The 20,765-nt window shown below is 66.3% G+C and carries 16 protein-coding genes, 1 tRNA gene and 1 pseudogene; 12 read left to right on the top strand and 6 right to left on the bottom strand.

The features are described from left to right. Positions 1 to 336 precede the first annotated feature (336 nt). A pseudogene (locus RM532_RS06570) lies at positions 337 to 1,077 on the bottom strand (IS3 family transposase); the annotation flags it as partial. A 122-nt stretch (positions 1,078 to 1,199) separates the two neighbouring features. Here RM532_RS06570 and RM532_RS06565 point away from each other — a divergent pair. Then, the gene (locus RM532_RS06565; RefSeq protein WP_311652409.1) at positions 1,200 to 1,922 is read left to right on the top strand and encodes a transposase; all 723 of its coding nucleotides are present in this window, start codon (positions 1,200 to 1,202) and stop codon (positions 1,920 to 1,922) included. Between the two features lie 139 nt (positions 1,923 to 2,061). Here RM532_RS06565 and RM532_RS06560 read toward each other — a convergent pair whose 3' ends face one another. Next, entirely contained in the window at positions 2,062 to 3,555 is a 1,494-nt protein-coding gene (locus RM532_RS06560) for a protein adenylyltransferase SelO (RefSeq protein WP_311652408.1), read from the bottom strand. A gap of 22 nt (positions 3,556 to 3,577) precedes the next feature. Here RM532_RS06560 and RM532_RS06555 point away from each other — a divergent pair, with 22 nt between their 5' ends. Continuing rightward, positions 3,578 to 3,805, top strand: a complete 228-nt coding sequence (locus RM532_RS06555) for a hypothetical protein (RefSeq protein ID WP_311652407.1) — start codon at positions 3,578 to 3,580, stop codon at positions 3,803 to 3,805. 274 nt (positions 3,806 to 4,079) lie between these two features. Here the strand turns inward: RM532_RS06555 and RM532_RS06550 are convergent, their stop codons facing one another. Next, entirely contained in the window at positions 4,080 to 5,096 is a 1,017-nt protein-coding gene (locus tag RM532_RS06550; RefSeq protein ID WP_311652406.1) for an AraC family transcriptional regulator, read from the bottom strand. A 103-nt stretch (positions 5,097 to 5,199) separates the two neighbouring features. On the opposite strand from RM532_RS06550, the gene RM532_RS06545 reads away from it, so the two are divergent. The 4 genes from RM532_RS06545 to RM532_RS06530 all read left to right on the top strand — a co-directional run bounded on the left by RM532_RS06545 (position 5,200) and on the right by RM532_RS06530 (position 11,651). Next, positions 5,200 to 6,702 carry a flavin-containing monooxygenase gene (locus RM532_RS06545; protein WP_311652405.1) on the top strand — a complete coding sequence of 501 codons (1,503 nt, stop codon included), beginning with the start codon at positions 5,200 to 5,202 and terminating at the stop codon, positions 6,700 to 6,702. An 80-nt stretch (positions 6,703 to 6,782) separates the two neighbouring features. Next, the gene (locus tag RM532_RS06540) at positions 6,783 to 7,736 is read left to right on the top strand and encodes an alpha/beta hydrolase (protein WP_311652404.1); all 954 of its coding nucleotides are present in this window, start codon (positions 6,783 to 6,785) and stop codon (positions 7,734 to 7,736) included. Between the two features lie 490 nt (positions 7,737 to 8,226). Beyond that, positions 8,227 to 10,641: a cytochrome P450/oxidoreductase gene (locus RM532_RS06535; RefSeq protein ID WP_311652403.1), complete on the top strand. Its 2,415-nt coding sequence runs from the start codon at positions 8,227 to 8,229 to the stop codon at positions 10,639 to 10,641. Continuing rightward, positions 10,638 to 11,651 (top strand): aromatic ring-hydroxylating dioxygenase subunit alpha, encoded by a 1,014-nt coding sequence (locus RM532_RS06530; protein WP_311652401.1) that lies wholly within the window; start codon positions 10,638 to 10,640, stop codon positions 11,649 to 11,651. Before RM532_RS06535 ends, RM532_RS06530 begins: the two co-directional genes overlap by 4 nt. Positions 11,652 to 11,950: 299 nt before the next feature. Here the strand turns inward: RM532_RS06530 and RM532_RS06525 are convergent, their stop codons facing one another. Further along, the gene (locus RM532_RS06525) at positions 11,951 to 12,616 is read right to left on the bottom strand and encodes a c-type cytochrome (RefSeq protein ID WP_311652400.1); all 666 of its coding nucleotides are present in this window, start codon (positions 12,614 to 12,616) and stop codon (positions 11,951 to 11,953) included. Positions 12,617 to 12,626: 10 nt separating this feature from the next. Further along, positions 12,627 to 14,108 (bottom strand): flavin monoamine oxidase family protein, encoded by a 1,482-nt coding sequence (locus RM532_RS06520; protein WP_311652399.1) that lies wholly within the window; start codon positions 14,106 to 14,108, stop codon positions 12,627 to 12,629. Positions 14,109 to 14,285: 177 nt separating this feature from the next. On the opposite strand from RM532_RS06520, the gene RM532_RS06515 reads away from it, so the two are divergent. From RM532_RS06515 to RM532_RS06500, 4 genes are read left to right on the top strand one after another with little or no spacing between them, the layout of a single operon-like run. Beyond that, positions 14,286 to 15,530, top strand: a complete 1,245-nt coding sequence (locus RM532_RS06515; protein WP_311652398.1) for a saccharopine dehydrogenase family protein — start codon at positions 14,286 to 14,288, stop codon at positions 15,528 to 15,530. 3 nt (positions 15,531 to 15,533) lie between these two features. Then, positions 15,534 to 16,907 carry an NAD(P)/FAD-dependent oxidoreductase gene (locus tag RM532_RS06510; protein ID WP_311652396.1) on the top strand — a complete coding sequence of 458 codons (1,374 nt, stop codon included), beginning with the start codon at positions 15,534 to 15,536 and terminating at the stop codon, positions 16,905 to 16,907. Next, positions 16,894 to 17,610: a hypothetical protein gene (locus RM532_RS06505; RefSeq protein WP_311652395.1), complete on the top strand. Its 717-nt coding sequence runs from the start codon at positions 16,894 to 16,896 to the stop codon at positions 17,608 to 17,610. Before RM532_RS06510 ends, RM532_RS06505 begins: the two co-directional genes overlap by 14 nt. 6 nt (positions 17,611 to 17,616) lie before the next feature. Beyond that, complete coding sequence (locus RM532_RS06500; RefSeq protein ID WP_311652394.1) at positions 17,617 to 18,306, top strand: TetR/AcrR family transcriptional regulator; 690 nt, start codon at positions 17,617 to 17,619, stop codon at positions 18,304 to 18,306. Positions 18,307 to 18,315: 9 nt separating this feature from the next. Here the strand turns inward: RM532_RS06500 and RM532_RS06495 are convergent. Further along, a tRNA-Ile gene (locus tag RM532_RS06495) sits at positions 18,316 to 18,392 on the bottom strand. 151 nt (positions 18,393 to 18,543) lie between these two features. On the opposite strand from RM532_RS06495, the gene RM532_RS06490 reads away from it, so the two are divergent. Continuing rightward, on the top strand, positions 18,544 to 19,452 hold the full coding sequence (locus RM532_RS06490) for a MaoC family dehydratase (RefSeq protein ID WP_311652393.1): 909 nt from the start codon (positions 18,544 to 18,546) through the stop codon (positions 19,450 to 19,452). Next, complete coding sequence (locus RM532_RS06485; protein WP_311652392.1) at positions 19,449 to 20,765, top strand: thiolase family protein; 1,317 nt, start codon at positions 19,449 to 19,451, stop codon at positions 20,763 to 20,765. The genes RM532_RS06490 and RM532_RS06485 overlap by 4 nt, the downstream gene beginning before the upstream one ends.

Raw genomic sequence — 20,765 nt, 5'->3', positions numbered from 1 at the left:
ATTTAATGACTTATGCCCCCGCCGGATATCGCTCACTAAAGATATTCTCGATACATGGAAGCGAGAGAATTTAATCACAGATTTTGAAATTGATCCGGGAAAGGTGAAGCCAGGTCCAAGCACATTAGACGCTAAAGGCCCCGCATGGCGAGATTAAGCAAAGCTCGCGTCAACAAACTCAGATAAAGCGATCCACTGCCTGCCGCGCCGCCAGCACTGGGATACCTTGATAGCTTTCCAAATCAAGCAAATTTTTGCAAATGGGGCGGTGACGGTTGACCTTTCCCCCGAATCAGGTCCATTGCCGATGTGGGGAAATCGGATCATATCAAGCTGCTTTTCGGCAAAGACGGCGGGCGGTTGGTAGCCCAGTGAGCTGTGCGGCCTTACGTGGTTGTAGTGGGTGCGCCAGGCCTCGATCAGTTCTCTGGCATGCGCCAGGCTTTCAAACCAGTGCTGGTTCAGACAGGCGTCGCGGAATTTGCCGTTGAAGCTTTCCACAAAGGCGTTCTGGGTTGGCTTGCCAGGCTGGATGAAGTGCAGCTCGACCCTGGTACGCTGGGCCCACAGGAATAGGGCCTTGCTGGTCAGCTCCGGGCCGTTGTCGCAAACAATGGTGCCTGGCAGCCCGCGCTCTTCTGCCAGTTGATCCAGATACCGCGCCAGACGCGCGCCCGAGATCGAGACATCGACGAGGTGCCCGGCGCACTCGCGCGAGTAGTCGTCCACGATATTCAGTACGCGAAATCGCCGGCCGTTGGCCAGTTGATCGCTGACGAAATCCAGCGACCAGCGCTCATTGGCGGCTTTCGGCAAGGTCAGGGCGACACGCGGTCGCTTGAGCTTCTTGCGGCGCTTGGTGCGCACCTGTAAGCCCTCGTCGCGATAGAGTCTATAGGTACGCTTGCGGTTGACCACCAAACCCTCGGCGGCCAGCAGGCTATGCAGCATCAGATAGCCGTAGCGCGGATATTGCCGGGCCAAGGCCTTGAGCCGATCCCGTAGCACGGCTTCATCGGGCCGTCGTGATCGGTAACGCACCACGGACCGGGCCACGCCGGCCAACGTACAGGCGACCATCCCCCGCTATTGAGTAGCAGGCTGATCTGGAGTCCAATCACCGGGAAACCGGGGTCAGACTGCAATTATTGTATTGCGTTACACTCCAATAGGAAGGCACTCCGGGACCCAGATAAACCATGCCTCGTCAACTTCGCTACAACCTGGCCGGTGTACCGCAACACGTCGTCCAGCGAGGCAATAATCGCCAGCCGGTGTTCTTCGCTGACGAGGACTGCTCTACCTATCTGAACCAACTCAAACAGGTCGCAGCGAAACATCGCTGCGACATTCACGCTTACGTGCTCATGACCAATCACGTGCATCTGCTGATGACGCCGCACAAACCGGACGGCGTCGCCAGAACGATGCAGGGCTTGGGGCGCCAGTATGTGTACTACATCAATCACCGCTACCAACGCAGCGGCACCCTGTGGGAAGGCCGCTACAAGGCCAGCCCGATCGACAGTGAACGATATTTACTGCTCTGTCATCGCTATATAGAACTTAACCCGGTCAGGGCAGACATGGTGCAACATCCCAAGGACTATCGATGGTCCAGCTATGCGGCCCATGCCGAGGGCAAACCGGATGCTGTTGTGACGGATCATGCGGAGTATTTCGCATTGGGCCAGAGCCCTGAGCAAAGGCAGCAGGCCTATCGCGAGTTATTCCGTGATCAGATCGACTCTGATCAGATTCACGGTATCCGTGATTCCTTGAATCAGTGCCGGGTGCTGGGCAGCGAACGCTTCAAAGACGAGATTGAACGGCAACTCAAGCGGCGGGTCAGGCCCGGCAAGCCGGGCAGGCCCACGAAACAACGCAGTGATGATGCCTGGCAACATAAAATATCAGTCTGACCCCATTTTTCCCATTTTTCGATTTTTCGCATTTTTCGTCCCATTTTTCCCGGCCGGCGTCGGCCGAGTTGCGGCCATGCTGCTGGAGAATGCCGCGGCTGACGGCTGATCCGACCGACCGGTGCGGGCGGCAGGTCGTTCAGGTGCCGCAGAAGGTGCGCCGGACCACTTCCTCCGGCGCCGGCGGCGCGGCGTAGCGGGCCAGTTCGGGGTGATCCTCGAACGGACGCGCGACCACGGTCAGCAGTTCGTCCAGCGGCTGCAGGTCGCCGGCCTCGGCGGCGTCGATGACCTGCTGGATCCGGTGATTGCGCGGGATGTAGGCCGGATTCACGGTGCGCATGGCGGTCCGGCGGGTGTCGTCGCTGAGATCGTCCGCCGCCAGCCGTTCGCGCCACTGCGTCGCCCACGAATCGAACGCCGCCGGGTCGCGGAACAGTGCCCGCACGCCGGCTTCGCCCGAGCCGTCCACGGCGTCGGCCAGCCGCCGGAAGGTCAGGGTGAAATCGGCGTCGTTGTCATCCATGCGCCGGAGCAGGTCGTTGGCCAGATCGAGATCGCCATCGCGGCGCTCGTTCAGGCCGATCTTGGCGGCCAGACCGTCGTGATGGGCGGCCTCGAAGCGGGCGACATAGCCGTCCAGCACCTCGGTGGCATCCGCGACCGCCTGCTCCTGATCGTCGCCCAGCAGCGGCAGCAGGCATTCGGCGAGGCGCGCCAGGTTCCACTGGCCGATGTGCGCCTGTTGGTCGTAGGCGTAGCGGCCCTGCGCATCGATGGAACTGAACACGGTGCCCGGGTGGTAGTGGTCCATGAACGCGCACGGTCCGTAGTCCAGGGTCTCGCCCGCGATGGAGACGTTGTCGGTGTTCATCACGCCGTGGATGAAGCCGACCAGCAGCCATTGCGCCACCAGGTCCGCGGTGCGGTGGGTCACCGCTTCCAGCAGGCCGAGATAGGGCCGTTCTGCGTCCTTGAGTTCCGGGTAGTGGTGCGCAATCACGTGGTCAGCCAGCGCCCGGATGCTGTCGTGGTCGCCGCGGCCGAGGCAGTACTGGAACGTGCCCACGCGCACATGGCTGGCGGCCACCCGCGTCAGCACCGCGCCCGGCTCGGGCCGCTGCCGCCGTACGGACTCCCCGGTTTCCACCATGGCCAGCGCGCGCGTGGTGGGAATGCCCAGCCCGGCCATGCCCTCGCTGACCACGTATTCCCGGATGACCGGGCCCAGCGCGGCTCGCCCGTCGCCCATGCGCGAGAACAGCGTGCGCCCCGCGCCCTTGAGCTGGATGTCGCGGCGATGGCCGCGGCGGTCGGCGATGTCGCCGAGCAGCACCGCCCGCCCGTCGCCCAGCAGCGGTACCCAGTTGCCGAACTGATGCCCGGCATAGGCCATCGCCAGCGGATTGGCGCTCGCGGGCACGTGGTTGCCGGCCAGAATCTCCACCCCTGCCGGCGCCGCGAGCGTGTCGGGATCGAGGCCCAGTTCCGTAGCCAGGGCCCGGTTGAGCCGGATCAGCCGCGGCTGGGCCACCGGCGTGGGTGCCACCCGAGCATACAGCGCCTCGGGCAGCGCGCCGTAGCGGTCCTCGAATGTCAGCGGCTCGACCGTGGTGGTGTCGGCAACGCTCATGGCATGTTCCCGGCTGTCGCGAATGCGTGTCCTTCGAGCATGGGCGCGGGTACCGCGGCTTGCAAGGCGGTGGTCCGGTTATCCATCAGCGTTTGTCTGCGTGCCGGTGCTGCCCTATGCCGTCCCCGGCGTGGCGGCGATCACCCTGGTGCTCGTCGGTGATACGCAGCCAACGCTGTCGCTGTTCGCCGGTTGTCTGTTGACCGCCGCGGCGTGCACCATGGCCATGCAGCAGCGCCCGGATCGCTGAGTCGGGCCACTGCCAGAACTGTCTCGACGACGCGCAAGCGTCGACGGCATGATCCGGTGACGGTGTGCGACCAATCAAGGAATGGCCGAACCGGTAAGCGTGGTCTGGCCATGATCGTGCTGAACGGCAGTTGCCGAGGCGACACCTGAAGCCCTGCATCCGGGTTGCACCCCAGTGGATCGCTTCAGAATGCCGAAAACGGTTGCACCGGATAATCCGGCGATGCTGCAGTCGCAGCCGGCATCACTACCGCGAGTGCCCTGACTATTGCGGCTCAGTGTCTGGGGCCACGGACCCGTGCTCTGCATTGTCGCGGCGTTGCCCCGAACCAGCGTCTGCAGGAGCGATTGAAGGTGCTTTGTTCGGCATAGCCCAGAAGGCCCGTGATCTGGCTCAGATGGAGTCCGGTTTCGCACAGGTATCGTTCCGCCTGCTGACGCCGTTCACGGTCCAGCAATTCGGCGTAGCGAAGGCCTTCTTCGGCCAGCCTGCGCTGCAGGGTTCGCGGGTGCATGGCCAGTTGCTCGGCAATGGTTTCGGCATTGCACTGGCCGGTGGGCAGCAGGCGGCCGATCAGTTCTCGCACGCGCGCCGTCAGGGTGGCGCCGCCGGGTGGGTACTCTGATTCCAGATAGGCGGTGGCCAGCCGCAGGGTCTGCGGGTCGGCGCTGTCGATGCGCTTTCGGGCCACATGCCGCGGCAGGCGCATGCCGCACCAGTCCTGCTCGAACCGGACCTCACAGCCGAAGGCTTCGGCATAAGCGGTGTCCGGGCCGATCTGTCGGTGCATGAAGCACGTCAGCGTCGGTCGGGCATCCTCCCCGGCCAGCAGGCGCAGTATCTGCATGCCGTTGGCCATGCTCAGTTCATACGCGTGGCGCTTGTGCGACAGGCCCGGCTCGGTGATCCGGTAATCGAACAGCACCTGACCGGTGTTCGTCTGCTCGCTCAGGCGCAGGTGCAACGCCGGGCAATGGATGTACAGATAGTGCGCGATGGCCTTGAAGGCCTCCTGAATGGTGCCGGCATTGCGGGCGATGACCGCTACCGGCCCGAGCATGTCCAGGCCCTGCCAGCGGACCAGCCGCAGCCCGAAGTCCGGGCAGTCCAGTTCCGCGGCGCTGGCCTCCAGCAGCAGTGCCGTCGCCCGGTAGGGCAGGAACGATTCGTCCGGGCGCTCCGCCGCCGGCGGAATGTGAAAACGCGCCAGCAGCGGGGCGGGATCGCCGCCCAGCTCCCGTACCAGCTCGTCATAGCCCCACAGGTTGGTGGCCCGGATCAGGCTGCTCATGTCGGCTAATGATAAAGACTTGTCGGATAATGGCAATTATTCAGGACGTCGTCCCCGTATCGTCCGCAGCATCGAACGCTGCGAGCGAAACGAGGAGACGAGCATGAGCCAACAACACTACGACGTTCTGATCATCGGCGCCGGCCTGGCCGGCATCGGCAATGCCTGCCACATCGCGCGGGAATGCCCGGACAAGAGTCTGGCCATTCTCGAGCGCCGCGAGCGCATGGGCGGCACCTGGGACCTGTTCAAGTACCCGGGCATCCGCTCGGACTCGGATATGTTCAGCTTCGGCTACAAGTTCCGCCCCTGGCACGACCTGAAAACGCTGGCCGACGGCCCGGCCATCCGCCGGTACATCGCCGACACCGCCGAGGCGTACGGCCTGCAGGACAAGATCCGGTACGGTATGAAAATCATCCGGTCCGACTGGAGCTCCGTTGAACGTCGCTGGAATCTGACCGCCCTGCACGAGGCGACCGGCGAGACCCGTGCGTTCAGCTGCAATTTCCTGGTCAGCTGCACCGGCTACTACGACCATGACGCCGGCTTCCGGCCCGAATTTCCGGGTGAGGAAAACTTCAAGGGCACCAAGATCCATCCGCAGCACTGGCCGGAGGATCTGGACTACGCGGGCAGGAAGGTGGTGGTGATCGGCAGCGGCGCCACCGCCGTGACCCTGGTGCCGGCCATGGCCGGGACGGCCGGCCACGTCACCATGCTGCAGCGCTCGCCGTCCTACGTGTTCTCGGTGCCGTCCTTCGACAGGCTGACCGAGGCCCTGGCCAAGCTCCTGCCCGGCGACCTGGCCTACCGTTTTGCCCGCAAGCGCAACATCTGGATTCAGCGCGGCCTCTACCTGGCCTGCAAGCGGTGGCCGAAGACCATGCGCAAGTTCCTGCTCGGGCAGGTGCGCAAGCGCGTGGGCCCGGACTTCGACATGACGCACTTCACGCCCGACTACATGCCCTGGGACGAGCGCCTGTGCGCGGTGCCCGATGGCGACCTGTTCCGTGTGTTGCGCGAGGGCCAGGCCTCGATGGCCACCGATCACATCGAGCGCTTCACCGAAAACGGCATCCTGCTGCAGTCCGGCGAGGAACTGGAAGCCGACATCATCGTCACCGCCACCGGCCTGAAGCTGCAGATGCTGGGCGGCATGGATCTGTCCATCGACGGCGAGCCCGCCCCGATCAACCGGCGCATGACCTACAAGGGCGTGCTGGTCGAGAACATCCCCAACATGGCCTGGGTGTTCGGTTATACCAATGCGCCGTGGACCCTGAAGGCCGACCTTGCCGCCCGGTATCTGTGCCGGCTGATCCGGCATATGGACGAGCACGAACTGGATGTCGTCGTCCCCCGCGATACCGGCGACAACGCCCTGGACGACGGCATTCTGGACTCGCTGCAGTCGGGTTACGTCCAGCGCGACAGGCACTGCCTGCCGCGCCAGGGCCGGACCATGCCGTGGCAGGTGCTGATGCACTACGGCAAGGACAAGAAGATGCTGCTGGACGAAGCCATCGAAGACGAGCGCCTGGCGTTCCTGCCCGCGCGGCAGGCTCACGCCGCCGTGGCACAACCCGATTCTGTCGCTGCCTGATTGCCTTCGGCCCTCCGTCGTTTCGACGCAGCCCGTTCTGGAGTCGTTGCATGACCCCGCAGTCGCAACGTGCAGCCGACATGCCGAACCATGTTTGCGTTGTCCGTCCCGAACGGGGGCGCTGGCTGCGGGTGCTGGTGAACCTGGTGCTGCGCATCGCCATGAAATGGCGACACGGGTTGAAGCTCGACATCGCGGTGCTGCGTCGCCGGCTGGGCCGGATGAACCGGTACGCGGCACGCAAGGCGCTCGGTGTTCGGCGCGAGCCGGCCGCCTGCACCGAATTTGCGGCCGAGTGGCTGACGCCCGGCGACTGCACGTCCGGTCGGGTGTTGCTGTACTTCCACGGCGGGGCGTTCGTGGCGCGTTCGCCGGACCTGTATGCGGCGATGGTGGCGCCCTGGTGCCGCGCCCTGAACGCCCGGGCGCTGATGGTGGATTACCGGCTGGCGCCCGAGCATCCCTATCCGGCCGGGATCGACGATTGCCACCGGGCTTACCGATGGCTGCTGGACCAGGACATTGCGCCCGAGAACATCGTGATTGCCGGCGACTCCGCGGGCGGCAACCTGGCACTGGCTATCCTGCTCCGAGCGAAGAACGAGGGCGCGCCGCTACCGAGCTGCGCCGTGCTGCTGTCACCGTTTCTGGATCTGACGCTCAGCGGTGACAGCATGCTTGCCAATGCCCGACGCGATCCCCTGTTCACGCTGGCCTTCGGCGTCGGGATCCGCCGTTTCTACGCCGAGCCCTTCGAACTATTGAACCCGGAGGTGTCGCCCTTGTTCGGCGACTTTGCCGGCCTGCCGCCCATGTTGATTCAGGTGGGAAGCAGCGAGGTGCTGCTGGACGACGCGACGCGTGCCGCAGCCCAGGCACGTGCGAACGGCGTCGACGTGGAGCTGGAAATCTGGGAGCGTCAGCCGCACGTCTTCCAAGCCATCACCGCCCTGCCGCAGGCCCACGCGGCCGCACAGAACATTCTGGGCTTCGTGCGCACCCACGCTGCCTGGGCCGACCGCGACACAGCGTGATCGCTCTCCGCAGCTGCGGCATCCTCGACGTGTCAAGCCGCCTCTGACCGTTACCAGTACGTGCCTGACGATTGCCTCGGCCTCACCTGAGCCTTGCTGTCGGGGTAGCAGGAGGGGAGGGCGCTGCTGCTCGTTCGGACAACTTGGAACTGGTCCAGCGATTATCGCCGCGCGACGGCGCAGAAAACCGTGGTCTGTCCCGAATGGCCGAATGGCGCTGTCTGATTATGACCATGGAATGGCGGAAAATGACCATTGTTGGCGCCAGCAAAGCGGCAAGATGGCTGCGTTGATCGACCGCACGAGGAGGTACAAGATGAGCACGCTGGAATTGACGTCCGAAGGCTGCCAGAGACACGAGACCAGAGGGCAATAACGTGGTCCACGCAGAACCAACCAGCAGAGCGGTACCGCTTTTCTTAGAGCGCACCGAACGGGTTCTACCCCTTTCCCACGGACGACAGACACTCACCACGAGGCGGTTGCAGTCATGAGCGTTCTCGATCAGGTCATCAACAAGGCTCAATCCACCGTCCCGATGCAGCGGCAGGTCCAGGGGATGCAGCTGTTCCAGAAGGCCAGGCAGCTCGCGTTCGGTGACAAGCAGCCGGTCTTCGTCGAGGAAGAGATCCCCGACGTCGACGAAGTGGCGTTGACCGACATCGACATGAGCAACCCGTTCATGTGGAGGCAAGGCCAGTGGGGTCCCTACTTCAAGCGACTGCGTGACGAGGCGCCGGTTCACTTCCGGGCGAACAGTGCCTTCGGGCCGTACTGGTCGGTCACGCGGTACGACGACATCATCACCGTGGACAAGGACTTCGAGACGTTCTCCGCCGAGCCGCAGATCGTCATCGGCGCCCCGCCGAAGGGCCTGGACGTCGAGATGTTCATCGCCATGGACCCGCCGCGTCATGACGAGCAACGCAACGCCGTCCAGGGGGTGGTTGCGCCCCAGAACCTGGACGAGATGGAGGGGCTGATTCGCTCGCGCGTGCAAGAGGTTCTCGATAGTCTGCCGGTCAACGAGCCGTTCGACTGGGTGGACAAGGTCAGCATCGAGCTGACCGCGCGAATGCTCGCCACCCTGCTCGACTTTCCCTACGAGCAGCGTCGCAAGCTCGTCTATTGGACCGAGGTGACCGCTGCCAGTGCCTCGGCCACCGGCGGCACGAGTAAGGTGGACGAGATGTGGCGAGCCGTTGCCGATATGGCGAAGAGCTTCAGCGCCCTGTGGCACGACAAGGCCGCCCGCCTGGCCGCCGGTGAGAAGCCCGGTTTCGACCTGATCACCCTGATGCAGATGTCCGAGGACACCAAGGATTTGATCAACCGGCCGATGGAATTCCTCGGCAACCTCATCCTGCTGGTTGTCGGCGGCAACGACACCACGCGCAACTCGATGTCGGGCGGCGTCTATGCGCTCAACCAGTTCCCCGAAGAGTTCGATCGCCTCAAGGCAGACCACAGCCTCATCCCGAAGTTGGTCCCCGAGATCATCCGCTGGCAGACGCCGCTGGCCTACATGCGCCGGATCGCCAAGAAGGACACCGTCCTGAATGGCCAGTTCATCCGCAAGGGCGACAAGGTCGTGATGTGGTACGCATCGGCCAACCGGGACGAGCGCGTCTTCGAGAATCCGGACGACTTCATCATCGGCCGACCCAACGCCCGCAACCACCTCTCGTTCGGCATCGGTGTCCACCGCTGCATGGGCGCCCGGCTGGCCGAGCTGCAGCTGAGGATCTTATGGGAGGAGCTGCTGGAGCGATTCGAGGACATCGAGGTCGTCGAGGAGCCGGAGTACGCACAGTCGAACTTCGTCCGGGGTTATACCAAGATGATGGTCAGCCTCACGCCGATCGGCAAGAAGTCTCGATCCGCTCGCGCCCGGCGGTCGAAGGCGAAAACGCCCCAACCGGCACCCAAGAGTTCACCTCAGAGCCGGGCCAAGAAGACCGCGGAGACCGAGATCGACCTGCGGGTCGAGGCTCGTCGTGAGGTGGCGGACGGCGTCGTCGAGCTCACCCTCACCGAGCCCTCGGGTGCCCCGCTGCCGGCGTGGACCGCCGGTGCCCACATCGACCTGGTCCTTAACGCGTCGCTGATACGGCAGTACTCCTTGTGCGGCAGCGCTGCTGACGCGTCGTCGTGGAAGGTCGGGGTGCTCCGCGACCCGGGCAGCCGCGGCGGATCGGCGTACGTCCACGACAAATTAGCGGAGGGCGCGACTGTCCGCGTGCGAGGTCCGCGCAACCACTTCCCGCTGGTCGCCTCAAAGCGCTACCAGTTCATCGCCGGCGGCATCGGTATCACCCCGATCCTCCCGATGATCGAGGCCGCCGAAGCGCGCGGCGCTGACTGGAGCCTGCTGTACGTCGGTCGCTCCCGTGCGTCCATGGCGTTCCGCGACTGGCTCGAGAGCAATGACCGGGTGACGGTCTGGCCCCGGGACGAGAACGGCCGATTCGATCTCGCGTCGGTGCTCGGCACACCGCAGCCGGATACCCTGGTTTACTGCTGTGGGCCAGGCGCGCTGCTCGATGCGGTCGAGGAGGGTTGCGCGGGCTGGCCGGACGGAAGTCTCCACATCGAACGCTTCGCTGCCAAGGTGGTTGAGGCGTCCGCGGATGCGCTCGACGCCTTCGAGGTGGAGTGCTCGCGGTCGGGCGTCACGGTGACTGTCCCTGAGGGCATGTCGATCTTCGACGCGGTCGAGAAGGCCGGTGTCGACGTACTCGGGTCGTGCATGGAGGGTATCTGCGGTACCTGCGAGTGTGACGTGCTCGAGGGCACGCCGGACCACCGTGACTCTGTGTTGTCCAAGTCGGACCGTGAGCGGGGTGACACGATTATGACCTGCGTCTCCCGGTCCCTGTCGAAGAAGCTGGTATTAGACATATGAACTACCCCCGCGAATGCTGGTACGTCGCCGCCACGATCGATGAGGTCGGCGACAACCTCGTGGCGCGCCGCATTCTGGGCACGCCGGTCCTGCTCTACCGCCTGGCTGACGGTTCGGTCGCCGCGCTGGAGGACCGCTGCGCGCACCGCCCGTACCCGCTCTCGGCCGGCTACCGCGACGGCGACCGCGTCGTCTGCGGCTACCACGGCTGCACCTATGACCCCGACGGCAGCTGTGTCCTGATCCCCTCACAGGACAACCCACCGCCGGGTGCGCGCGTGCGTGCCTTCCCGGTCCACGTGAGCGAGCCGTTCGTGTGGGTGTGGATGGGCACGCCCGGTAGTGCCCGCCTGCGTCCGCCGCCCGCAACGCCGGAGCTGACCTCGGGGGACGGCTGGTCCTCGACGGGTGAGCGCCGTGACGTTGCGGCTGGCTTCCTGCTTCTCCACGAGCACTATCTGGACCTGACCAACGTGTTCGAGATGCACGCCGAGATGGTGCCGCCGGGCATCGAGGCACTGCCGCCGCTCGAGGAAGTGGAGATCTCCGAGGTGTCGGTGTCCTACGCGCGCGAGCTGCCCGAGGCGCCCCTGGCCCCCTGGGAGGCGGCGGTGTCAGGGCTCGACAGTTCCGAGGCGTTCTCCCGTCGGGAGACGGGCACCTTCGTCACGCCCGGTTTGCATCGGCAGACCTACACCATCTCCGGCGGTGATAGTCCGGTGTTCGAGCTGGTGCGGCTGCACGGCTTCACGCCCCAGACTCCTGGATCGACGCGCGTCTTCCTCCAGCTGGCGTGGCGGGGTACGGCGGTCGCTACGGACGCGGGCCAACGGCTGACCGAGGTCTTCCACGTCATGGCCGACCGCGACTCCCGAGTCATCGAGACGATGCAGCGCTGTCTGGACGAGGACGAACCCTCGCGTCGCTACGTCAACGTCAAGGCCGACCGCGCCGCCGTCCGCGCTCGCCGGATCGTGCAGTCCATGATCGAGGAGGAGCGCGGTCTCTGAGGCGTCCGGACTCACTCTCGCCGCCGGCGTTCTCTCCACAGCCGTGGTCAGATGGCGCTGACGGCCAGCTGGAAACGGGCCACAGCCTCGTCGATGCTCACGTCGGCTGACGCGACATCTGGCTGCAGCGCGCCGCCTATCTCGGCTGTCGGCGGCAATAATAGGGGGGAATCCTCTTGACTAGGGACTCATGGTGTTCGTCCGCTGCCGGCGAAGCGCTTCTTTGAAACGGCGCAACGCGCCCTCGAAGCCCCGGGCCGAAGCCTGCCGCTGACCCCGCTCGGTCGTATTGACGCTGCCTAATCCTTAGCAGGATCAAGGCCCGCAATATGACGCGCTGCTGCCCGGATTTCTTCCTCGGACATGGCACTGGCGATGCCTTGCATGGCCTGGGTCGGGTCCTGGCGCTCACCGCGCTTGTAGGCCATGAGCTGGTCGGCGAGATAGCTGGCGCCCTGTCCCGCAATCAACGGCCCGCGGTCGGTCCCCGACAGGCGCTCGCCGTGACAGACCGCGCAGCCATTGGCAGCGACGGTGGCCTGGCCCTGCTCTTCGAGGGCGGCGTCGGCAACGAGGTCCGGGTTCCGGACTGGCCTTTGCCGGGCGTAGTAGGCCACCAGGCGCTTGATTTGCTCCTCGCTCATTGACGCGGCGAGCGGGCTCATCTGCGGATCGCGCCGGCGTCCCTCGGCGAAGGCGCGCAACTGTTCGTCCAGGTAGGAGTCGGACAGGCCGGCCAGGGACGGGTAGTGCGCGTTTCTCGACCGGCCGTCCGGGCCATGACAATGGGCGCAGCTGGCCTGAAGCCGAGGCCATGCGCCGCCCCTGGTCCTGTCGTCCGCGTACTGGCGGTCGAGGACTTCGTAGAAGCGGTAAGCCGCCCACAGCTCCGGGCCGTAGACGGCTCCCAGAGCGGCCGCGAATGTCACCGCCAGGGCGGCCCCGATCAGGATGCCTCGCTTCATGGTCTGCTCCTCAAACCCGCGTCAGCGCGTGGAGCGCCTGCATGACGGCGCGACGACCGGCGCGTACCGCGCCGTCCATCGCGCCGGCCCAGATGTCCGCCGTCTCGGTGCCGGACCAGATCAGCCGGCCGACGCGCGGTTTGAGATGCGGGCCCCGTTGCGTCCAGAACTCTGGGGGCATCGGCGTGATGCAGCTCTGGCTCCACGGGTCGACCGTGCCCCAGTCGTGGTCGTGAAACTGGGTGGGATGCCTTGCCGCATCGCCCAGGGCTCGGGCGTAGATCTCTGACAGGATTCGTTCGGCGCGTTCGGGCGCATGGGGCAGCCGGCCGAGCCGGACGAAGGCGTTGATGACGCCGACCGAGCCGTCCGGTGGTGAGTTGTCGTAGCTCCAGATCAGGGGGCCGTCGATGGGGATGATCTGGCCGTTCAGGCCCGCCTCGCGCCAGAAGGGACGCGGATAGACGTGCACGGTCTTGCGCATGGGGGCATGGTTCGGCCAGTGCCGCTGCAGTTGCGCGCGCCCTTCGGGCAGGGGCGGGTCGAAGGCGATCCGGTGGCACAGGCCCGGGTGCAAGGCGGCGATGACCTGCCGGGCACGAATCACACCCCGCTCCGTATGCAGCTCGACGACATCGCGATCCCAGCCGACGATCCGGCGCACCGGGGACGCCATCCTGATCCTGTCGCCCAGTGTCTGCGCGATCCGGCTGCTTATCGCCTGCGGCCCGCCGACAAAACGCGTCTCCTGCGCGCCGCCTTTCATCGATTCGAGCCTGGCGAGGTCGCAATCGGCGGAGTTGATGACCGAGAGATAGTGCAGCAGCCCCAGGGCGGCCGGGGTGGTGCCGAAGGTCAAAGTGACCGAGGTATCGAAGCCGATCCGGTCCTCGTTGCTGAGCGCTTGCTGCGCCAGCCAATCGCCGACCGACAATCGGTCCAGCTCGGCCGCATTCGGTGCCTTCCACGGGGCACCGCTCGGCACGCCGCGTGCCATCTCGTTGAGCTTGCTGACGACCTCGTGATTCATGCTCGCGCCGCCGTGGCCGAGATCCTGCGCCACCCGGGCATCGCCGGCCAGAAAGACCGTCTCTCCCCGGTAGTAGCTGTCGAAGGTATCGATCTCGAGTTCGCGCGCCAGGTCCGCGATGGCGGTCTGGCCGGGGCCGATCCACTGGCCGCCGGCTTCCGAGATGACGCCGTCGCCCAGGTCGTGATCGTAGGTGCGGCCGCCCACGCGGTCGCGCGCTTCGAGCACGACGAAGGACTCGCAACCGGCCAGCCGGAGGTCGCGCGCCGCGGTCAGGCCGGACAGGCCGCCGCCGATGATGGCTACATCCAGGACATCGTCACGGCGCTTTGGCGCCGCGCGGGACGGCGGATGTGCGCCCAGTGCGAAGCCGCCGGCCAGCGCGCTACCGCCGATCGCCTTCAGCAGCGACCGCCGCTGGCGGGCTTCCGGCGGTAGCTCGTCCTCGTCCTTTGTCTGCATGTCGGGTGCCCCCCCCCCGGTTGCCGAGCGTGCATCTTTAGAATAACAAGTGTTGTGTAAAATATAAAGACCTGCTACGGTGCTGCCCATCGGCTATTCGCGAGGAGGTACCGTCGTGCAAGCATTTCCAAACAACAGCCCCGGGGTCATCGATACGGTCATGCCCGGAGGTGCGGCATGACGGGCCGGGTCGTCTTCATCGGGGCTGCCGGCGAGATGTGCCGGGTGGCCATCGAGCGCTTCGCGGCCGCCGGCGGCGACTGGGAGCTGGTCCTGACCGACATCCGCCCGGATCTCCTGCAGCCGCTGGTCGAGCGGCTGCCTGCCGGACGCGCGACGGCGCGGCGCCTGGATCTCTTCGACGAGGCCGCGCTGCGCGACGTCGTGCGGGGCGCGTCGCTCGTGGTTCTGGCGGCCGGCCCCTATATCCGGACCTCCGGTCCCGTGATCACGGCCTGCCTGGAGGAGGGGGTTCCCTATCTGGACTTCGACGACGACGTCGAGAGCACCGAGCACGCGCTCTCCCTGCAGGAACAGGCCAGGGCCGCCGGCATCCCGATCTATGTCGGCTGCGGCGCGTCGCCGGGCATGTCGAACGTGATGGCGGTGGACGCGGCCAATGACCTCGACACCGTCGAGAACATCGACATGTGCTGGCTCGTCGGCGACGAGCGCCCCAATGTGGGTCGCGCCGTCATCGAGCACATGCTGCACATCTCGGCGGGCGACTGCGTGACCTGGGAGGACGGTCGCCGGATCGTGCACGAGACTTTCGTGGAGACCGGCCGCTTCCCGATCCTCGCCGGTGAGGATGATGTCCTGCTGTACGAAACCGCCCACCCCGAGCCGGTGACGCTGCCGCGCCGCTACCCGGACGCCCGGCGCATCCGCTGCCTGGGCGGTCTGGACCCCGCGCCGATGAACGGGCTCTTCCGGGGCGTCGGGCTGGCCATCCAGAACGGGCGGATGGATCAGAAGGATGCCGTGAACTGGGTCCACGACATCGCGACCGGCGGAACGGGCCTGGGCAACCCCGCGGGCTGGAAGCACGCGCTCAGCGGCATGCGGGCGCAGATCCGCCGGGGCGAGAGCACCACCGGGATGCTGCTGAAGTTCCTGGGCGTCTCGGCGCTGCGCCGGGTCTTCCCCTACAAGGGCGGATTGCTGGCCACGGCCTACGGCAACAAGGACGGTAAGCCCGCGTTATCGCGTCGGCGGACCGCGCTCGAGCCCGGCAGCCCTCTCAACAACATGGCGGGCGTGACCGGAACCGCCTGCGCCGCCTTCGCCGTGCTGGCGCTCGACGAGGCCGGCAAGCGCAGCGGCGCCTTCGCGCCCGAGGACTGGGCCGAGCCGCAGGCTTTCTACCAGGCGCTGGAACGCGTGGGCGTGCCGCGCCACCAGATCGTGGAGATGATCTAGACCGTGACCCACGTTCACGCCGACAAGTCCTTCTGGCTGGCGCATTCCGGCGACTACGAGCCGTCGCCGCCGCTGCGGGGCAGCGCGGATGTCGATATCGCGGTCATCGGCGCCGGCTTCACCGGCCTGTCGACCGCCTATAACGCGCGCAAGGCCGACGCTTCCGCGTCGGTCGCGGTCGTGGACGCCGAGTGTGTCGCCTATGGCGCCTCCGGACGCACCTCCGGATGGCTGGTGCCGATTCCGGTGCTCGATCCCGACACGGCACGCCTGCTGTACGGGCAGAACAGGCTCGGCGAGCTCCAGGATTTCGCCTGGAACGGCATGGACTACGTGCGCGACCTGATCGCCCGCGAGAACATGGACAGCGATCTGGAGATGCCCGGCGTGACCTTCACCATGCTGCGCGGGCACGACAAGCATCTGGAGAAATTCGCCAGATACTGGACCGATCAGACGCGGGCAAATGACAGCGAGGTCATGGACCGGGCCACGGTCAGCCAGGCGCTCAACAGCGATGCCTTTTGCGGCGGTGTACGCATGCCGCACACCGGCCAGGTCAATCCGGTCAAGCACGCGCGCGAGCTGAAGCGCATCGCGGTGGCTGCGGGGGCGCAGGTCTACGAGCAGACACCGGTGCTCGGGGTGGAAGACGATGGCGCGCGCTTCACGCTCCGAACGCCGGAAGGCGAGCTGCGCGCTCGTCACCTGGTGCTGGCCACCAACGGCTTTACGCACCTGCTGCCGCCGGCGCTGGGCCTGCGCCGCGCGCAGGTGCCGATGCACGTCTACCAGCTGATGACCGAGCCACTGACCGAGGCGGACTGGGCGGCGCTGGGCTGGAAGCATCGCGGGCAGTTCTATGACAAGACGAGCTACTGTCCGGCCACCTGTCGCCCCACGGTCGATGGCCGCCTGCAGTTCAACCTCTGCGATATCTACCTGGGGCGGGGACGCTCCATGGAAGAGGCGCAGCGGATGACGTTCTACGCTTCCGCCGAGCGCATGTTCGAGAGCGTGTTTCCCGCCTTCAGGAACCTGCGCATCGCGCAGCGCTGGAGCGGCGCCTGCTCGATCCCCTTCGATGTGCGGCCGCAGGTCGGGTCGCTCCGGGGAGGCCGCCTGTCCTACGCCTTTGGCTACAGCGGCGCCGGCGTCATGATGTCGCAGAACTTCGGGCGCATCCTGGCGGACCTCGCCCTGCAACGTAGCACGGCGCTGACCGAGCAGTGGTTCGTCGCCATCGAAGGCAGGAAGGAGCACGCCGGACAACGACGATTCCCGCCGCTGCCCGGCCTGATCGCGGGCCTGCGCTTCTTCTTCCAGGTGCAGCGGGCGACGGCACTTGCTCGGAGGCGGCGTCTTGGACTCGCCTGAGCACAACCACGACGAAGGCCGCGTGCTGGCCGGGTGCTTCGCGATCGTCGGCGCGGTTATGGGCAGTGTTTGCCTGCTGGCCTACCTCGTCGTTACCGGCTTCGATCTGCGCCTGATGTTCGATCCCGCCTTCGCGCTGACGCTGTCGTCCGGCGATGCCGCGCTGTTCCGGCTTTCGATGATCGCGGACTGCTTCGGCTTCTATCTGCCGCTGCTGGCGCTGGGCGTCTACCTGTGGCGATGCCTGCGCGCCGCGGGCGGTATCGCGCTCGACATCGGCATCCTGTTTCTCGTGATCTCGACCCTGCTCGGGATCGCGGGCGCCATGCTGCCAATTGCCGTGCTGGCGCCGCTTGCCGAGCTGTACTCAATCGGTGACGGGACCGCCAAGCACGCGGCCGGGGCGGCGTGGGTGACCGCCATCCAGGGGTCGCAGCACGGCCTGTGGATCATGGAAGGGCCGACGCTGGGCTTCTGGGCGGTGGTGACCGGCATGGCGCTGCACAGCCAGGGCGCAAGGCTCGGGGCAGCGCTGGTTCTGCTGGGGATCGCCTACGCGCTCTATGCCGCCCTGATGTTCATCGGCGCGGATCGCCTTGCCCAGCTAGGCCTGCTGGTCGTGCTGCCGATGCAGGTGCTGCTGATCGCGCTCTTCGGCATTGCTCTGTTGCGGAATAAGATAGTCGCGGAACGCATGGCGTAAGCAAGCATGAGTAATGATTCCGGTAGCGTCAGGCGCGTGCCGCAAAAAGCCGAGGAAGGCGCCGCACGGCTGGCCCCGCGGCGGGGGCGGCCCGCGGGCGACCACAAGGCCAAGCGGGCCGAACTACTGAAGGCGGCTACCGCGGTGATTGCGAGGGAAGGATATGCCGGCGCGTCGCTGCGCAAGGTGGCGCAACACGCGGGACACACGACCGGCGCCGTGACCTACTACTTCGCCAACAAGGAGGCGATGTTCACCGCAGTCGTAGAGAGCGTATTCGACGAGTTCGATGCCTTCCTGGAGACCAGCCGAGATCCCGCCGACGTCAAGACGATTCTCAACCAGTGGCTGAACCGCACGAGCGCCGACTCGGATTTCTGGCCCGTGATATTCCAGTTGCTGGCCCACGCGCGGCACGAGCCCGCCTTCGCGGCCATCATCGAGCGGCGCTACGCCAAGCTTCGCGAGGTACTGACCACGATTCTGGAGCGAGGCCAAGACGAGGGCGTGATCCGCGGCGATATCCCCGCCGACCTTATTGCCGATCAGCTCAGCGCCATCAGCGACGGGTGGATGATGATGCTGCCGGTCGAGCCCGAGCGATTCGCGCCGAAGCGGCTGCAGGCGCTTTTGCAGGCCACGATTGCCCTCATCAGCCCGCCGTCGGATGTGTCCGACGACCGGCTTGGCCGCTGAGAGCGGATTTGGTGGGCCCACCAGGACTTGAACCTGGAACCAACAGATTATGAGTCTGCTGCTCTGACCAATTGAGCTATAGGCCCGTCGCCGTGGCTCGCGATTGTAACCCGCCGGCTATCGCCGCTCGTAGCCTGGCCGGCATTGGTCGACCCGGCAGGATCAAGCATAATCTCGCGCCCGCATCCGGGCCGAGTGCCGGCGGACCCGACTCACAACGCCGAGACATTGCCAATCATGAGCGTGACCGTTCCCTGGACCTTCGTGCGCCATCAGGCGCCCAATATCGTCGGCATGTTCGGTGCCGGTCTCCGATCCGCTCTGCCACGACTGGGTGGCGGCCAGGTGGATACCCCCAGCGCTCCGGTAACGCGCCGGATGGGTCCGTTTCCCTCGGCGTTGATCGAGGCCTACGCGGCTTGGGCAGGCGCGCCGCCGGATCGCTATAACGGGGTGCTGCCGCCGCATTTCTTTTCCTACTGGGGGCTGGGGCTGGTCTCCGAGCTGACCGGCCGGGCGCCGTACAATCTGCTGGCGGCGGTGAACCAGGGCTGCCGGATCGAGACTCGGGTGCTGATGCCGGCGGATGAACCGATTCAGGTGCGCGGCCGCCTGACTGATGTCAGCGATGACGGCCGACGGATACGCATCGCCTCGCAGCTCGAGGCCGGGACCCGCAGCACGCCGCGGGCCCAGGAAATCGAGGTGGTGGCGGCGGTCCCCCGCCGCCAGCCCGGCCCGCGCCGGGCGGACAGGCCAAGCGACCCGGAACCCGCATTCGACACCGTCGGTCACTGGTCGGCCGAGGCGTCGGACGGGCTGAATTTCGCTCTGCTTACCGGTGATTTCAATCCGCTGCACACGCTTACCCCCGTGGGGCGCCGCACCCGTTATCGCAGCTGCATCCTGCACGGCTTCGGGATTCTGGCCCGCACTTACGAGACCATCCGCAATGCCGGCATCGACGTCGCCGTGTTCGAGGCCCGCTACGTGAAGCCGGTGCCGTTGCCTTCCGCCGATCTGGCAGTGCAGGTAGCAAGCGAACCCGAGGCCGACGGCCGCCGGGCAATCCGGTTGATCGGGGTGGATGGCAAGCTGCACCTGGCCGGGCACCTCAACGAGACGCTGACGGGAGCATCGGCATGAGCGTTGCCTGGACCGCGATTTCCGAGGATCGGCTGCCGGTGGTAGTGGATGCGGTGCGCACGCCGTTCGTCCATTCCGGCGGCGCCTATGCCGAGCTGCGCAACTTTGAACTGGGGGCGGTGCCACTGCGGGCGGTGCTGGCCCGGACCGGGCTGGCGGCCGGCGACATCGGCATGGTGACGCTGGGCTGCGTGGTGCAGGACGTGGAAGCCACCAACGTGGCACGCGAGGCGATGCTGACCGCCGGGTATCCCAGCCTGACGCCGGCGTCCACGGTGTCGATGGCGGGTATTTCGCCGGAGGCCAGCGTGGCCGGGCTGTGCGACATGATCGCCCTGGGCCGGCTCGATTTTGCGGTGGGCGGCGGCACCGAGAACTTCTCGGACCTTCCGATCCGCATGTCGCGCAACGTGCGCAAGCGGGCGGTGAAACTGGGGGCCGCCCGGACCACCCGCGATCGCCTGCGGATCGTGGCCGGTCTGCGTCCCTGGGACCTGATCCCGGAAGTGCCGTCCAGCAAGGATCTGACCACCGGCCTGACCATGGGTGCGGCCTGCGAGGCCATGGCCGGGCGTTTCGGTGTGACCCGCGAGGCCGCGGACACTTATGCCGAGCGCAGCCACCACCGGGCTGCCGCGGCATGGGACGCCGGCTGGTTCGACGAGGAAGTGGTGCCGGTCGAGGCACCGGACGGGCGCATGGTGACCCAAGACGACGGCATTCGGGCGGATACCAGCGTCGACCGGCTGGCCCGGCTCAAGCCGGCGTTCGATCCGGCAAACGGCATCATCACCGCCGGCAATGCCTCGGGACTGACCGATGGTGCCACCGCCTTGCTGCTGGCCAGCGCCGGGGCGGCTGACCGCCGCGGCCTGACCGCCCGCGCGATCGTGCGGGATTACGAATTCACCGGGGTGGCCGACATGGCCAGCGAGATGCTCATGGGGCCGGCGGTGGCCATCCCGCGGCTGCTGCGGCGCCAGGGGCTGACGCCGGCGGACATCGCCGCATTCGAGGTACACGAGGCCTTCGCCGTCCAGATTCTGGCCAATCAGGCCGGGCTGGCGGATGCCGATTACGCGCAGACGGTGGCGGACCTGGCCGCGCCGATAGGCGAAATCCCGCTGGACAAGCTCAATATCCATGGTGGTTCGCTGGCGCTGGGCAACCCGTTTGCCGCCACCGGCGGCCGGTTGATTGCCACGGCGATCCGCCGGATCCGGGCCAGCGGCGAGCGCTATGCCGTAATCGCCACCTGTGCTGGTGGCGGACTCGGCGCGGCGATGCTCCTGGAAAACCCGGCCGCCACCTGA

It is taken from the genome of Spectribacter hydrogenoxidans (genome assembly GCF_031846275.1).
In the GTDB taxonomy this organism is placed as follows: domain Bacteria; phylum Pseudomonadota; class Gammaproteobacteria; order Nevskiales; family Salinisphaeraceae; genus Spectribacter; species Spectribacter hydrogenoxidans.
Note: the sequence above shows the minus strand (reverse complement) of the source record. Positions and strands in the feature narration are given on the sequence as shown.

Excerpts from the sequence above, each read along its gene's own strand:
- RM532_RS06565 (WP_311652409.1), top strand. The coding sequence starts at position 1,200 with ATGCCTCGTCAACTTCGCTACAACCTGGCCGGTGTACCGCAACACGTC.
- RM532_RS06540 (WP_311652404.1), top strand. The coding sequence starts at position 6,783 with ATGCCGAACCATGTTTGCGTTGTCCGTCCCGAACGGGGGCGCTGGCTG.
- RM532_RS06550 (WP_311652406.1), bottom strand. The coding sequence starts at position 5,096 with ATGAGCAGCCTGATCCGGGCCACCAACCTGTGGGGCTATGACGAGCTG.
- RM532_RS06525 (WP_311652400.1), bottom strand. The coding sequence starts at position 12,616 with ATGAAGCGAGGCATCCTGATCGGGGCCGCCCTGGCGGTGACATTCGCG.
- RM532_RS06530 (WP_311652401.1), top strand. The coding sequence starts at position 10,638 with ATGAACTACCCCCGCGAATGCTGGTACGTCGCCGCCACGATCGATGAG.
- RM532_RS06520 (WP_311652399.1), bottom strand. The coding sequence starts at position 14,108 with ATGCAGACAAAGGACGAGGACGAGCTACCGCCGGAAGCCCGCCAGCGG.
- RM532_RS06545 (WP_311652405.1), top strand. The coding sequence starts at position 5,200 with ATGAGCCAACAACACTACGACGTTCTGATCATCGGCGCCGGCCTGGCC.
- RM532_RS06485 (WP_311652392.1), top strand. The coding sequence starts at position 19,449 with ATGAGCGTTGCCTGGACCGCGATTTCCGAGGATCGGCTGCCGGTGGTA.
- RM532_RS06490 (WP_311652393.1), top strand. The coding sequence starts at position 18,544 with ATGAGCGTGACCGTTCCCTGGACCTTCGTGCGCCATCAGGCGCCCAAT.
- RM532_RS06500 (WP_311652394.1), top strand. The coding sequence starts at position 17,617 with ATGAGTAATGATTCCGGTAGCGTCAGGCGCGTGCCGCAAAAAGCCGAG.
- RM532_RS06560 (WP_311652408.1), bottom strand. The coding sequence starts at position 3,555 with ATGAGCGTTGCCGACACCACCACGGTCGAGCCGCTGACATTCGAGGAC.
- RM532_RS06555 (WP_311652407.1), top strand. The coding sequence starts at position 3,578 with ATGCGTGTCCTTCGAGCATGGGCGCGGGTACCGCGGCTTGCAAGGCGG.
- RM532_RS06515 (WP_311652398.1), top strand. The coding sequence starts at position 14,286 with ATGACGGGCCGGGTCGTCTTCATCGGGGCTGCCGGCGAGATGTGCCGG.
- RM532_RS06535 (WP_311652403.1), top strand. The coding sequence starts at position 8,227 with ATGAGCGTTCTCGATCAGGTCATCAACAAGGCTCAATCCACCGTCCCG.